The organism is Mesorhizobium sp. B2-3-4, from assembly GCF_006442315.1.
Classification (GTDB): Bacteria; Pseudomonadota; Alphaproteobacteria; order Rhizobiales; family Rhizobiaceae; genus Mesorhizobium.
This window is the reverse complement of the sequence record NZ_VFVY01000026.1, coordinates 88,661-103,131: the sequence shown is the minus strand read 5'-3', so window position 1 is coordinate 103,131 and position 14,471 is coordinate 88,661. Positions and strand designations below refer to the sequence as shown.

The following is a 14,471-nucleotide window of genomic DNA, read 5'->3' as shown; positions in this document are numbered from 1 at the left end:
CAAAACCGCGCAAAACGTAGGGATGCACATCATTCGTAATGATGGGGTCAGGTGTTCGAGTCACCTAAGCGGCACCAGTTTTTCAAAACTCCTCCGGGCAGAGAAGGCGCTGACAAGCGCGCGGTCCGGTATTTTCCAAACCTCAACAACAAATGATGGAAATCGGACTTTTATTTCTTCGGAACAGATACTTGCTTCGCACATTTCCTGCCGATGGTTGCATGGACAGGAGGTAGCAAATTGCCACGACGCGTCGACAAGGAAAGATTTGCAAGGGCCGATCGCGAGGCGAGGCTGGTGCTGGATGCCGAACGTGACGCAAGGGACGCCAAGACGACCCGCCTGAGGGAGCAAAGGCTGCGGCACGAAGCAGTGGCGCAGCCCAAGCCCGAGGCGGCGCGCCGTCCGCAGCCGATGGACAAGCCGGCGCGGCGCGTGATCGAGGTCGACTGATCGCCGGAACTTGCCCCACGCCCTCAGCTGGTGCTGCCACGCAAGACGGTAGTCCAGGGATCTATCCGCCATTGTCGGGACCCCGGTTTTGGTATGAAATGCCCATGTCAGCATGGGAGGTCCAAATGCCCAACACTTTCAAGACCGGAGACGTCGTCAAGCTGAAGTCGGGAGGCCCGAAGATGACGGTCAGCGATGGTGCCGCTTCCGGCATGTATCTGTGCCACTGGTTCAACAAAGAGGGTGAGGTGTGGACCCCGCAGCATGCGGGCTTCAAATCGGATCAGCTGGTTGCCGCCGACCAATCGGCATAATTCCCGCCTTCGCAAAAGGGGTTGCCGGCCCGGCGCGAGTTCAGCGTGCCGGATGTAATTTCCTGCAGCCTCTCGTGGCGCCAAGGCGTGGCATCGCCGGCGGCATGGTAATCGGCATTGGCGACCGACGGATTTCTCCGCCCGCGACGTTTAACGGCTGAAGCGTGATCCTGGCATCGGGCCATGGCACGCCAACCGGAGACGTCAAGCATGATGCGCCGTTCGATCCTTGCCGCCGCCTTGAGCCTGCTGACCACCGCGGCTCTGGCACAGACAGCGGCACAGCCGCCGGCCGCGACGCCACCTGCTTCTACGTCGCCCGCCGCCGCATCGCCCGCTGGCCCATCACCCACTGGCCCATCACCCACTGGCCCATCACCCACTGGCAAGTCCGACATTACGCTCGCCAAGTTCCAGAAGCGGCGGGAAAAGGCGATCATGGCCGCCGATACCGACGGCGACGGCAAGATCAGCCTGCTGGAGTGGGAGGCCTTTCAGGCCAAGCGCAACATCAAGGGCGACCCGGCCAAATCGTTCGCGCGCATCGATTCCAATCATGACGGCTTCATCGACCGGGCCGAGCTCGATGCGTTCTTTGCCAAGCGCTTTGCCAGGCTGGACAAGAACGGCGACGGCATTCTGACGGCCGACGAGATGCCGGGCCACAAATCCGCTCCCAAGCCGGAGCAATGACCAAGAGGCTATGACGCGTGATGGACATCGGGAGTGCGCCAGCCGATGAGCGCCGACCCGGACGAGGAGTTGGTTCGCCAGGTAGGCGCCGGCGACCCCGCGGCGGTGCGGACGCTCGTCGCGCGCAAGCTGCCGCGTATCCTGGCGCTCGCCTCGCGCATGCTGGGCGACGCGGCGGAAGCCGAGGATGTCGCCCAGGAGACCTTCGTGCGCATCTGGCGTCATGCATCGGGCTGGCGGCGCGGCAATGCACGCTTCGACAGCTGGATTCACCGCGTCACGCTCAACCTGTGCTACGACCGGCTGCGCCGGCGCCGCGAATGGGTGACCGACGAGGTCCCGGATGTTGTCGATCCCGCCCCGCTTCCCGATGCCCGCGAAGAGCCGCATCTGATCGAGCAGGCCCTGCAGGCAATCGCGCCGCGTCAGCGCGAGGCGATCATCCTGGTCTACTATCAGGAGATGTCCAACATAGAGGCGGCGGCGACCCTGGAGATCAGTGTCGATGCCCTGGAAAGCCTGCTTTCGCGCGGCCGCCGCGCCCTGCAGGCGATCCTGGCAAGGGATGGCGTGCATGAGTGAAGAAGGCGCGGCCGTGAATGCGAGGCATTCACAACACCTCGCGATCGTGCGGTGGCCGGTTTCCGGGAAGCCCATCATTCGGACACGCGGCGTCAACCTGCAAAGGATAGACTGATGTCTGACGGGTCCAGGAAAGAACCGGCAATGGATGCCAAGCGCTTTGCGGCTCTGGCAGCGGCTTATGGTGGCGATTTACGGCGGTGGCCCCAGGCCGACCGCATGGCGGGGACGAATTTCGCCGCGAGCGAGACGGGCGCGGCCATATTGGGGCACGCCGGAAAACTCGATGCCCTGCTCGACAGCTATGACGTCAAGGCGCCCGGCGCGGCGCTGTACGGCGGCATCCTGCGGACCGCCGACCGGCATCTCGTGCAACGCCGGCGCAAGCGTTTCTGGTGGCTTGGTCTGGGACTGGCCGGCATCGGTCTGGCGGGCGCCGTCGCCGGATTGGCCTTGGTGAGCGTCGTCACACCGGAGATTCAGCCCGACCATTATGTGCTCGACGCCAATGCGACCGCATTCGGCGACGCCGGCCCCGATGGCGAGACGGTCGAGGAGGACCTATGAGCGCGGGCCGCAACCTCATCATCGCATCGGTGGCGCTGAATGTCTTCCTGGCCGGGGCACTTGCGGGTGGCGCCGTCTGGATAAGAAGCGGCAAGCCGGCCCAGGGCTATTCGCTGGAAGCGGCCGGCGGCCGTCTTCCCGACCAGCAGCGCATTCTGTTTCGCAAGGCGCTGCGCGAGGTCCGCCGCGAATCGCGTGACATCATCCTCGATGGCCAGCAGGCCAGGCGCGAGGCGGCGGACTTGTTGCTGCAACCCGTCCTCGACACGGCAGCGCTGTCGGCGGCCCTGGAGCGGGCCCGCAATGCCGACATTACCCTGCGCACGCGGCTGGAGCAGCGCATCGTCGAGTTCGCGGCGGCGGGTTCCGCCGAGGGTCGCGCCGTGCTGGCGGATGGGCTGTCCAGACGCGCCGGGCCTCCGTCGAAGGCAGAGCCAAAAAAATCGCCGTGACCGCCGACGGAAAACGCCCACAGGGCCGTTTAACCAGGAGAAGGGCAGACCTGCCGGACCAATCGGTACGAACAGGTTTTCATTCTCTCGGAACATTCGGAGTATCGTCATGAACAGCCTGACACAGTATGCGGCAGCCGCCGTCCTTGCCTTGACCGGAACCGCCGCGACCGTCGCGACCTCTTCCGCCATGCCGATGGTGGCCCAGCCGGGCGCCCCGGCACTGGTCGAGCATGTGGCGTGGGGCTGCGGGCCTGGCTGGCACCCCAATCCGTGGGGACGCTGCGTCCCTAACCGTGTCGTGGTGTATCCGCGCTACTATTATTGGCATGGCCCGGCCTATTACGCCTGGCATCCGCACCGTCACTGGCACCGCTGGCGCCGCTGGTAGGCGCAGCTGGGGGCCGGGCGGCGCGCTGCCTGTCCGGCCCCTATCGCCGGTTTGAACGCTCAGGAAACAGCCCGATCGGGCGTCGCGCATCGCGCGTGAGATCCAATCATGGAGCGCTGACATGGCTGTCGCGACCAAGGCGCCGGATTCGGCCCTGCCGGATCCTATCCTGATCGTATTCAACCGCTTCGGGCTTGGCGCCCGGCCCGGCGACCGCGACAGACTGGCGGGTGATCCGCGCGGCTGTCTCAAGGCGGAACTTCGGCAACCGGATATCGCCATGATCGCCTATGACGATCCGGCCTATGCCGACCTCCTGGGAAGCACGCCGGCCATCCAGGCCAGCATGGCGGCAGGTTTCCAGCGCAAGCTTGACAGGAGCCTGACGACTGCCGCGCACACGACGAAGGCGGCGGCCACGGCCATGACGGGTGCCGCGCCCATGCCGAGTGCAGCCGTAAAGGCGAAGGTGCCGGCCGGCGCGCCGCCGGCGGCCGCCGCCAAGCCGGCAACACCACCGGTTGAAGCCACTTTGTACCGGGCTGAAGCCCAGGCCCGCTTCGACAAGGCTTTGCGGGTCGAAGTCGGCTTCGTCGAACGCCTGGTCTATTTCTGGTCGAACCATTTCTGCGTCTCCGTGGCCAAGGACAACATCGTGCGCGCCAGCGCCGGTGCCTTCGAACGGGAAGCCATCCGGCCATTCGTGCTCGGGCGCTTCGCCGACATGCTGATGGCAGTGGAGCGGCATCCGGCCATGCTGTTCTATCTCGACAACCAGCAATCGATCGGCCCGGATTCCCGTGCCGGCAAGAACCGCCAGCGCGGCCTCAACGAGAACCTTGCCCGCGAGATCCTAGAGTTGCACACGCTGGGTGTCGGCAGCGGCTACACCCAGGCCGACGTCACCAGCTTCGCGCGTATCCTCACCGGCTGGACGATGGCCGGACGGGAGGGACGGCTGGGCGAACCGGGCAGTTCCGTCTTCAACGCCAACGCCCATGAGCCAGGCGACGAGGTGTTGCTGGGCAAAACCTATTCGGCCGGCGGCATGGGCCAGGCCGAGGCCGCGCTCAACGACATCGCCATTCATCCCGCGACCGCGCACCATGTCGCCACGCAACTTGCCCGGCATTTCATAGCGGACGATCCGCCGGCGGCGGCGGTCGCGCGCCTCGTCAAGGTGTTCGTCAAGAGCGACGGCAATCTCAGGGCACTGGCGGCGGCACTCGTCGACATGCCGGAGGCGTGGTCGACGCCTTTGGCAAAGATGCGATCACCCCTAGACTATATCACGGCCATCCGCAGGGCCGCCGGCCCCGGGCCGACCAACGACCCTGGTCCGTCGCTCAACTGGCTCAACGCCCTGGGCGAACCGCTCTGGCAACCGCCGGGACCGAACGGCTTTCCCGACCAGGCGGATGGCTGGGCATCGGCGCAAGGCATGAAGGTCCGCCTCGACATCGCCTGGCAGGCAGCCCGGCAAGTGAAAGACATCGGCAATCCCAACGATATACTCGATGCCGTCATCGGCAGCTCCGCCTCGCCGCAGACGCGTGAGGCGGTCGCCCGGGCCGAGTCCAAGCAGCAAGGCCTGGCGCTGCTGCTGATGGCGCCCGAATTCCAGCGCCGATAGCGCCAGTACCGACAACGCCCGGAGATGATGCCATGAGCCTGCTGTGTGTTCCCCCTCACCCGTCCCGCCGCGCCGTATTGACGACCGGCGGAGCGCTGTTTGCCTGGGCCTATCTGCCGCGCTTTGCCCGTGCCGCCGACAATCGCGACCCGCGCCTGATCGTCATCGTGCTGCGCGGCGCGCTGGACGGCCTGTCAGCTGTCGGCCCGGTCGACGATCCGGACTATGCCGGCCTGCATGGCGACATTGCGCTCTCGCTCGCTGGCCCGCACGCGGCACTGCCGCTCGATGGCTTCTTTGCCGTCAATCCGGCGATGCCGGTGTTTGCCCGGCTGTTCAAGGCAAACCAGGCGGCTGTCGTTCACGCGGCCGCGACGGGCTATCGCGAGCGCTCGCATTTCGACGGACAGGATGTCTTGGAAAGCGGCTTTGCCGGCCCCGGCCATGTCGCCACCGGCTGGCTCAACCGGGCTCTCGAGAACCTGCCGGCGGGCGACCGCGTGGCGACGCTTGGCGGCCTGGCCGTCGGCCCGTCGACGCCGCTGGTGATCCGAGGTGCTGCCCCTGTGCTCGGCTGGGCGCCGCAATCCCTGCCCGCGCCGACCGGCGACCTCGCGGCGCGGGTTCTCGACCTCTACCAGCACCGCGACCCGGTGCTGGCGGTGGCACTGCAAAAGGGGCTCGACGCCGACAGGATGGCGCTCGACGACCAGATGAACGGCAATGTCATGAAACCGAGAGGCGGCCTCGACAGCGCCGCCGGCATGCGGCAGGCCGCGCAGGGAGCCGCCAGGCTGATCGCCGCCGATGACGGGCCACGCGTCGCCGCTCTCGCCTTCGACGGCTGGGATACGCATGTCAACGAGGGCGGTGCGACGGGCCGGCTCGCCACATTGCTCGGCGGCCTGGACGGCGCCTTCGAGGAATTCGAAAAAGGTCTTGGCGAACGCTGGAAGGACACGGCGATCGTCGCCATCACCGAGTTCGGCCGCACGGCGCGGATCAATGGCACGGTCGGCACCGATCATGGCACCGGCACGGTCGTGCTGCTCGCGGGCGGCGCGATCAGAGGCGGCCGCGTCATCGCCGATTGGCCAGGCCTGAAGCCGGCGCAACTCTATCAGCAGCGCGATCTCGCACCGACCAGCGATGTCAGGGCGGTGCTGAAAGGCCTGCTCGCCGACCAGTTCGGTCTCTCGGCCACGGCGCTCGGCGACAAGGTGTTTCCCGACTCGGCGGCGGTGAAGCCTATGCCGGATCTCGTTGCTTGATGGCCTGAATGAAGAATACCCGCTCCGGCTTTTCCGAAGCGGGTATCTGTTTTCCCGGGATCACCAGCCCCAATAGCCGGGATGCCAGCGGTGATGTGCCCAGAAGCCGGGATGCCAGTGGCGCGCCGGGCGGATCATCACGCGCCGGTTCGGCACGCAATTGCCCCAGCGGTTCATGTGCCAGCCAGGCCCGCAGCGCCAACCGACGCTTTCGATCGGTAGCGGCGCGGCACTTGGCTTCGCCATCGGCATGGCCTGCGAGTCCGCTCCGGACAGCATCAAGGTGCCCGCCGCCAGGGCGAAGGGCAGAAAATACTTTGCGAACATGCTTTGTCTCCGTGATTTCACCCCTAACCAGCGTGAAACGGAGGGGCTGGGCAAAACCCGTCGCAAGGGCAAGATCACATTTTCGTCATTGCGCGACGCTTTCCTCAAGCGTCGCGCAGGCCTGCGCCATCGCGCATGCCGCCTCGATCAGGCGGCCTCGACCTTGGCGGCCGGCCGATCCTCACCACGCACCAGCCTGGTCACGCCGGCGAAGTCGAGCTTGCCGGAGCCGAGCACCGGCACTTTCTGGACGACGCGCACTTCGGCGGGCACCATCAGGTCCATGGCGCCGTTCGCCTTGGCGAAGGCCAGGAAATCGGCGCGTGTGGCACCGGGCGCCTCGGTGATGAGGATGAGCTTTTCACCCTTGCGTGCATCCGGCACGGAAGCGACGGCCGACAACGAGCCTTTCCACAATTCACCCGCCAACGCCTCGACGGCGGCGAGCGAAACCATCTCGCCGCCGATCTTGGCGAAACGCTTGGCACGGCCGCGGATGGTGATGAACCCGCCCTCGTCGATCGAGACGACATCGCCAGTGTCATGCCAGCCGTCCGGCAGCGGTTCGAGCACGCCGGGCTTCTCGGCGCGCAGATAACCCGCCATCACATTGGGGCCGCGCACATGCAGCCTCCCGCCATCCTCGACGCCGGGCACCGGATCGAGGCGATACTCCATGCCGGGCATGATTTTGCCGACGCTGCCGGAGCGGTTGTACATCGGCGTGTTGATCGAGATCACCGGCGCGGTCTCGGTGACTCCATACCCTTCAAGGATGCGCACCCCGAACTTTTCCATATAGGTCATGCGGGTGGACGCCTTGACCGGTTCGGCGCCGGCAAAGCAATAGCGTATCGAGCGGAAGTCGTAAGGATGCGCGGTGCGGGCATAGCCGCTGAGGAACGTATCGGTGCCGAAGATGATCGTCGCGTTGGACGCGTAGATCAGTTCCGGCACGATGCGGTAATGCAGCGGCGACGGGTAGAAATAGACCGGTACGCCAGAGATCAGCGGCAGCACCGTGCCGGCCGTCATGCCGAAGGAATGGAAGATCGGCAAGACGTTGAACACCTTGTCGCCCGAGTGGAAGTCGATGCGCGAGGCCGCCTGCGCGGCATTGGCCAGGATGTTGCGGTGGGTGAGCACCACGCCCTTCGGCGTGCCTTCGGAGCCCGAGGTGAACAGGATCACGGCCGCATCGTTGGGCAAGCGCTGCGCGCGCGGCGTGGACTTGCGCAGCAAGCCGAGCAGCTTGTCCTTGAGACCGATTGTCTTGCGCAGATCGTCGAGCCAGACGATGTCGACCGAGCGGCCGATTTCCTCGACCACCGCTCCGAGCTTGGCCTGCTCGACAAAGGCGCGGGACGTGAGCACGGTCTTCACTTCGGCTGCCTTGCAGGCGGACAGGATATTGGCGGCGCCCGCGGTGAAGTTGATCATCGCCGGGACCTTGCCCGACGACATGACGCCAAGCAGTGTGGCGCATGAGCCATTCGCGTTGGGAAGCATGATGCCGAGCGTCTGCTGATCAGCATAGAGGTTCTGGAATTTCTCGCCGAGTACGGCGGCCGCCGTCAGCAGCTTGCCGTAGCTCAGCGAGCCGGTGACCGGATCCTGCACGGCGAGCCGCTTCATGCCGCGTTCCTTGGCGGTCAGGATGATCTTTTCCAGTACCGTCCTGTCGATGTCCTGGGTGCGGAAGACGAGATCCGACATGACCTGATAGAGGGCCGCACCGGCCGCGGCGCGGCGCTGACGGCCTCTCAGCTCCGGCGGCACTTCCAGCTTGACCGGCTCCAATATAGTCACCTTGACCTTCGGGAACAGGCGGCGGCGCACATGCTGCGAGGTCAGCCGCGAGAACGGGCTTTTCTCCAGCCCGTCGATACGGATCGGCACAACCATCGAACCGGTCTTGTCGGCCACCATGGCGGCGCCGTCATAGACCTTCATCAGCCCGCCGGTGACGGTGATGCGGCCTTCGGGGAAGATGACCAGCGGATCGCCGCCCTGCACGATCTTGATCAGCGTGCGCGTCGACATCGGCTTGGCAGGATTGAGCGGCAGGGCGCGGGTCAGCTTCAGGAACGGCTTCATCCACCAGGCCTGCGCGATCGTATAGTCGATGGCGAAGACCGGCTCTTCGTCGGTCAGCGTCAGCGCCAGCGGACCGTCGAGAAAGCTGACATGGTTGAGCGCCAGGATCGGCGCCTTGCCGGCCGCCTTGAGGTTCTCCATACCCTCGACCTCCAGGCGCAGGAAGGCGCGGAACAGGATGGAGACGAAGTCGCGGAAGGCGTTGGTCGGCAGGAATTTCAGCATCAGCCAGGCGGCCACGGCGTTGGCCCCGGCAAGCCCGAACAGGATACCGCCGGTCGAGACTTTCGTCTGGATCAAGGCGACAACGATACCGCCGACCGTCATGAAGCCGGCATTGACGATGCTGACGGCGGCAACAACGCGGGCGCGGCGCGCCTCGGGCGACCAGGCCTGTACGGCTGCGAAGGTCGGCACCATCAGGAAGGCGCTGGCAATGGCCATGCCGGCAAGGTCGAGCGCAACGCGCAACGTGTTCGGCCCGGCGAAGAAGGCCGCGAGGGTGTCGGCCTTGGTCGAAGGCTGCATGCTCCAGATCGTCCAGGCAAGATGAAGGCCGAACAGCGCCAGCAGCGCCGTGCCGACCGGTGCCGGCAGCAGCACCATGCGCCCCTGCGACATCCAGGCAGCGATTGCCGAGCCGATGGCGATGGAGACGGCGAACACGGCGAGATAGGCGGTGACCGCGATCTCGTTGCCGCCGAGAGAATCCTTGATCAGCGTCGGCAGGATCGAAAGCACGATGGCGCCGATCAGCCAGAACCATGAGGTCATCAGGCCGGCGCGCCAGATGCGCATGTCGGTGCGCAACTCCGCGACCTGACGCCAGGTCGAGCGGAAGATGTTCTTGTCGATGACGAGGTCGGGCGCAGCCGAACCTGTTGGCGGAATGTAGCGGCTGACGAACCAGCAGCCGACGGCGAGCGCCATCATGATCGGTCCGAAGATCCAGACACCGATGCCATCGGCGGAAACGACGCCGCCGGCAATGGTGCCGCCGAGGATGGCGGCGAAGGTGGCCGACTCGATCCAGGCGTTAGCCTTGGGCAGTTCCTTGCGCTCGAGGTGATCGGGCAGGATGCCGTATTTGATCGGACCGAACAGCGCCGAGATGATGCCGAACATCAGCAGCGCCACCATCAGCACCGGGATCGACGACAGCGCGATACCGGCGACGGAGACTGCCGCGGCGGCGATCTCGGCGAATTTCAGCCGGCGCGCGATCAGCGCCTTGTCGAAGCGGTCGGCGATCTCGCCTCCAAGAGCGGACAGGAGCAGAAATGGCGCCATGAACACGGCTCCAGCCAAGGTAACCAGCGAAGCCGCCTGTCCGGCGGCCAGTGTGAAAAGGATCAGGAACACCAGTGTGTTCTTGAGGAAATTGTCGTTGAAGGCGGACAGGAACTGCGTCCAGAAAAGCGGTGCAAAACGTCGCGACAGCATCAGATGCGTGGTCATGGCGATTTCCATTTGGCGAGACCCGTCAGGCAATATGCCTTTGGCTTCGCGGTTGCGCGCACTGTTTCAATTCGGGGATAACAGTGAGCTGGTTAAACTTCCTTGCTGCGTTCCATCTTGTTGCGTGGTGCAGGATCGGATGTCTTTTGTGTGGCCGACGCACCAATGAACATTGTTCACGTTCGCAGCTTACCAGATTTTGAACGATGTTCAAGATAAAAATGAACGACGTTCACGAATTCGGAATCCCGATCGAAAGGAAGCCCCTGTATGACCGCCCCCACGGCGGCTGCCCGGAAAGACGCAGACCAAGCAGCAACATTGGGGCTGACTAATGGCGCGTCCCGGAGTTCGCGATAGCCAGCCACCATTCCTGGATTGCGCACGATGCGACAGGAACCGAAGTTCCAGGGGCGAGCCATTCGAGGAGGATTTCCAAGGGAACGACCCTCGGCACCGGGTTGCCGCGAATCAGTTTGCCGGGACCGAACCGAGCGTCGCTACCGTCCTCAGCGCGCCGTCGAGCATGTCGCCCTTCTCGTCCTTCAGCGCCGCCTCGCGCAACCGCCTGATCCAGTCGGCGGCGTCGTCGCGGCCCTTGAGCAGATCAAGCGCCGAGAGCACACGGTCGAATTTCGACTGGGCGCGGACATGGGTGTCGCTGTAGCCCTTGATCAGCCGGCGGCAGTTGAGGATCTCGACGGCCAGCGCGTAGTCTTCGCGTGCATGGCTGAGCGCCAGCGCATACCAGCGTTCCACATGCGCCATTTCGACCTTGTGGCGCAGCAGGCTGCGGCGCCAGCGGCGCAGGCCGCCGATGAACCAGAGCATGGCAAAGCCGGCGAAACTGTCTGTGCGGACGCGACGGCCGCGATTGATGCGGCGGTCGAGAAAGCCAGCCAGCCTCGGCCTGTTCTCGATGTAGCTGCCCAGCCCCGCTGGCAGCGTGCCGCAGAACTCCTCGATGCGCGGATGGAAATATTCGGTCACCTGCAGGATCGAGCCAGCCTTGGCTCCGACTTCCTTGCGTACGCGCTGGTCGCGGGTCGAGCGCGTCTTCAGATCGGCGACCCGGATCATGTCGTCGTAACAGAGCGCGTTGGCCAGGTGCTTGGCGGCGGCGATGGAGAGCGCATGGGCGTGGCCGGCATCATCCAGCGCCACGGCCTTGTCCAGCCGGTCGAGATAGTCGCGCCCATAAGCGATGTCCTGATAGTCAACGACCTTTCGCAAGCCCCGGAGCGCCATGTCGCGCACGGCAACGGGCATCAGGTCGATGCGGGCGGCAAGAGCCTGCCAGCCCTGTACAAGGTTCTGCGGGCCACGCAACTGGCCGGCGCCCAAAGCGGATTCGACAATCGCCGGCTCCGCCGGCTTTGGCGAAGCTGCCGCCGCCGCGCCGCGTGCGCGGTCGAAGGCAGCGCCGAAGGCGGCAAGGCTGGCCTTCACGCCCCGCCCGCCAGCACCTATCGCCTGCTCATAGCTCTCGCGCGTGAACGGCAGCGCGTCGGACCCGGCCAGCGCGCCAAGCAGGCTGGCGGAGATCATCGAGCCATTGTCGGAGGCGATCTTTTCCATGTCGAAGGCGACGAAGCGCTTCGCCGCGGCTTCCGCCGTCGCATGCACCTTGGAGGACGAAGCCCGGCCGTCGCCCGGCTCGACCTTTTCCGACACGGCAGCGATGCGGTGCGAGGAGGTGATCAGCGTGGTGCGATCGGGCGTGACGAAGCCCCTGATGATGGCGCGGCCGGCTTCCATCAGCTCGGCGGCGATCAATATGTCGACGTCGCCCTGCGAGGGCGACAGCGCGAACACCGGTAGCCGGCCGGTGTGGCGGGCCATCTCGACATAGTAGATGGTGGCGCCGGTGCGCTGGGCGACGCCAGCGACCGAGGTCGATTGCGCGACATAGCCGTTGCGCTCGGCAACGTCGACGATCCAGTCGGCAAGCACGCCGCCACCCTGGCCGCCGACCGCCAGCAAGGCGAGCTTGATGACCCGCTCGTTGTCGGTGGCGCCGGATTTCGGACGCAGGGGCGGGGCCTGGTCAAGCATCGGCAAACACCAGCCGGCGGCTCTCGCGGCGGCGCTGCATCATGCCAATCACGGCGCGGCGCGCGCTTTCCAGAAAACGGTCCCAGCGGCCGGGATTGTGGACGACATCGGCGCGGTAGAAGGATGGGCACAGCACGGCGGCATCCGCCACCTCGCCGCAATTGCCGCAGCCGACGCAGTTCTGGTCGATCGATGCCACCGGATCGTCGCGCAAGGGATCGTCGAGCGACTTGACCGACAGCGACGGGCAGCCGGAGAGCCGCATGCAGGCATGATCGCCGGTGCAGATGTCCTCGTCGACGCCGAACTTCGGTTTCACCACCCGCTCGCCGCCCTTGATTGCCTTGTCGACCAGCGGCTTTTCGCGGCGCTGGCGGTTGAGCATGCATTCGGACGAAGCGACGATGACCTTCGGGCCCTTCTCCTCCGTCGTCAGCGCCTCGCGCAACGTGTCCTGCACCTTGCCGACATCATAGGTGCGGTCGATGTGGCGCAGCCATTTGACACCCATGCCCTTCACCGCCTCGGTGATCGGGTGCTTGGTCGACTTGGTCCGGTTCGAGGCGCGCGACGACAATATGTCCTGCCCGCCGGTGGCGGCCGAATAGAAATTGTCGACGATGACGATGACGCCGTCATTCTTGTTGAAGACCGCATTGCCGATCGAGGAGGTCAGGCCGTTGTGCCAGAAGCCGCCGTCGCCGACGAAGGAGATCGAGCGGCGCTTGGCGTTGGGCGAATTGAAGGCCGAGGCCGAGGCCGGCCCCAATCCATAGCCCATCGTCGTGGCGCCGAGCTCGAAGGGCGGCATGATCGAGAACAGATGGCAGCCAATGTCGGAAGCGATGTGGTGCTTGCCGAGTTCCTGCTCGACCAGTTTCGTGGCGGCGAAGATCGGCCGCTCCGGACACCCGATGCAGAAGCCTGGCGGGCGGCCCGGCACGACGTTGATCAAGTCGGCTGTGTCGACGCCGTCGCCCACCTTGTTGGGGGCGCGCACCTCGCCCGGCAGGAGATGCGGCGCTTCGGCGCGCAGGAACGAACCGATGCCGTCGAGCATGACCTGGCCGGTGTACTCGCCGGCCATCGGCAGATACTCCTTGCCGACCAGCCTGGTGCCGCGCCCGGCCTTGTGCAGCATGGCGGCAAAGGCCTGTTCGACGTAGTTGGGCTGGCCTTCCTCGACCACCAGCACCGCCTGCTTGCCCTCGCAGAAGGAAAGGAATTCGTCGTCGACCAGGGGATAGACGGCATTCAGCACATAGAGCGGCACATCGGTCTCGCCATAGGTGTCGGCAAGCCCAAGACGTTGCAGAGCGCGGATGACGGAATTGTACATGCCGCCCTGCATGACGATGCCGACCGAGCCGTGGTCCGAGCCGAAGAATTCGTTGATTTTGTTTTTGCGGATGAAGTCGACGGCCGCCGGCCAGCGCTTGGCGACCTTCTCCTTCTCGTGCAGGAAGGAGGCGGGCGGCAGCACGATGCGGCCGGTGTCGCGACGCGGTGCCGACAGCGCATCGGCCACCGTCATCGGCGGGCGCTTGTTGTCCTTGGCGATGAAATGGCCATGCACATGGCAGCAGCGGATGCGCACCTGCAGCATGACCGGCGTGTTGGAGATTTCGGACAGCTCGAAACCATCCTCCACCGCCTTGACGATCGAGGGCAGATTCGGGCGCGGGTCGAGCAGCCAGACCTGGCTCTTCATGGCGAAGGCATGGCTGCGCTCCTGCATGATCGAGGAGCCCTCGCCATAATCCTCGCCGACGATGATCAGCGCGCCGCCGGTCACACCGCCCGACGCCAAGTTGGCCAGCGCATCGGAGGCGACATTGGTGCCGACGGTCGACTTGAAGGTGGCAGCTCCCCGGATGGGATAGTGCACGGAGGCCGCGAGCATGGCGGTGGCGGTCGCTTCGGAGGCGCTCGCCTCGAAATGCACGCCGAGCTCTCCCAGAATATCCTGCGCGTCGGCCAGCACGTCCATCAAATGGCTGATCGGCGCGCCCTGATAGCCGCCGACATAGCCGACGCCGCATTGCAGCAGCGCCTTGGTGATGGCGAGAATGCCTTCACCGGCGAATTCTTCGCCGGCGCCGAGCCTCAGCTTTTCGACTTCCTTGGCAAAAGACCGTTCGGCCATTTTTCCAACCTTCCGTTGCTGGCCATGGGGCC

General features: G+C 65.3%; 13 protein-coding genes. 9 read left to right on the top strand and 4 right to left on the bottom strand.

Going from position 1 to position 14,471, the window contains the following annotated elements; genetic code table 11:
• Positions 1–240 precede the first annotated feature (240 nt).
• The 9 genes from FJ967_RS29890 to FJ967_RS29850 all read left to right on the top strand — a co-directional run bounded on the left by FJ967_RS29890 (position 241) and on the right by FJ967_RS29850 (position 6,356).
• Positions 241–453 (top strand): hypothetical protein, encoded by a 213-nt coding sequence (locus FJ967_RS29890; RefSeq protein ID WP_246675436.1) that lies wholly within the window; start codon positions 241–243, stop codon positions 451–453.
• A 125-nt stretch (positions 454–578) separates the two neighbouring features.
• On the top strand, positions 579–767 hold the full coding sequence (locus tag FJ967_RS29885; RefSeq protein ID WP_140735907.1) for a DUF2158 domain-containing protein: 189 nt from the start codon (positions 579–581) through the stop codon (positions 765–767).
• Positions 768–977: 210 nt separating this feature from the next.
• Positions 978–1,460, top strand: coding sequence for an acid-shock protein (locus tag FJ967_RS29880; RefSeq protein ID WP_140735906.1), 483 nt, complete (start codon positions 978–980; stop codon positions 1,458–1,460).
• A 45-nt stretch (positions 1,461–1,505) separates the two neighbouring features.
• Positions 1,506–2,042 carry an RNA polymerase sigma factor gene (locus tag FJ967_RS29875; protein WP_140735905.1) on the top strand — a complete coding sequence of 179 codons (537 nt, stop codon included), beginning with the start codon at positions 1,506–1,508 and terminating at the stop codon, positions 2,040–2,042.
• Positions 2,043–2,186: 144 nt separating this feature from the next.
• Entirely contained in the window at positions 2,187–2,609 is a 423-nt protein-coding gene (locus tag FJ967_RS29870) for a hypothetical protein (RefSeq protein ID WP_246675435.1), read from the top strand.
• Entirely contained in the window at positions 2,606–3,061 is a 456-nt protein-coding gene (locus tag FJ967_RS29865; protein WP_140735903.1) for a periplasmic heavy metal sensor, read from the top strand. The genes FJ967_RS29870 and FJ967_RS29865 overlap by 4 nt, the downstream gene beginning before the upstream one ends.
• 109 nt (positions 3,062–3,170) lie before the next feature.
• The gene (locus FJ967_RS29860; protein ID WP_140735902.1) at positions 3,171–3,452 is read left to right on the top strand and encodes a hypothetical protein; all 282 of its coding nucleotides are present in this window, start codon (positions 3,171–3,173) and stop codon (positions 3,450–3,452) included.
• Between the two features lie 121 nt (positions 3,453–3,573).
• Positions 3,574–5,085, top strand: a complete 1,512-nt coding sequence (locus tag FJ967_RS29855) for a DUF1800 family protein (RefSeq protein ID WP_140735901.1) — start codon at positions 3,574–3,576, stop codon at positions 5,083–5,085.
• A 32-nt stretch (positions 5,086–5,117) separates the two neighbouring features.
• Entirely contained in the window at positions 5,118–6,356 is a 1,239-nt protein-coding gene (locus FJ967_RS29850) for a DUF1501 domain-containing protein (RefSeq protein WP_140735900.1), read from the top strand.
• Between the two features lie 60 nt (positions 6,357–6,416).
• On the opposite strand, the gene FJ967_RS29845 is transcribed toward FJ967_RS29850, so the two are convergent.
• The 4 genes from FJ967_RS29845 to FJ967_RS29830 all read right to left on the bottom strand — a co-directional run bounded on the left by FJ967_RS29845 (position 6,417) and on the right by FJ967_RS29830 (position 14,439).
• Positions 6,417–6,683 (bottom strand): hypothetical protein, encoded by a 267-nt coding sequence (locus tag FJ967_RS29845; RefSeq protein ID WP_140735899.1) that lies wholly within the window; start codon positions 6,681–6,683, stop codon positions 6,417–6,419.
• Positions 6,684–6,830: 147 nt separating this feature from the next.
• Positions 6,831–10,238 carry an acyl-[ACP]--phospholipid O-acyltransferase gene (locus tag FJ967_RS29840; RefSeq protein WP_140735898.1) on the bottom strand — a complete coding sequence of 1,136 codons (3,408 nt, stop codon included), beginning with the start codon at positions 10,236–10,238 and terminating at the stop codon, positions 6,831–6,833.
• 471 nt (positions 10,239–10,709) lie between these two features.
• Positions 10,710–12,293, bottom strand: a complete 1,584-nt coding sequence (locus tag FJ967_RS29835) for an indolepyruvate oxidoreductase subunit beta family protein (protein ID WP_140735897.1) — start codon at positions 12,291–12,293, stop codon at positions 10,710–10,712.
• Positions 12,286–14,439: an indolepyruvate ferredoxin oxidoreductase subunit alpha gene (locus FJ967_RS29830; protein ID WP_140735896.1), complete on the bottom strand. Its 2,154-nt coding sequence runs from the start codon at positions 14,437–14,439 to the stop codon at positions 12,286–12,288. The genes FJ967_RS29835 and FJ967_RS29830 overlap by 8 nt, the downstream gene beginning before the upstream one ends.
• Positions 14,440–14,471 lie beyond the last annotated feature (32 nt).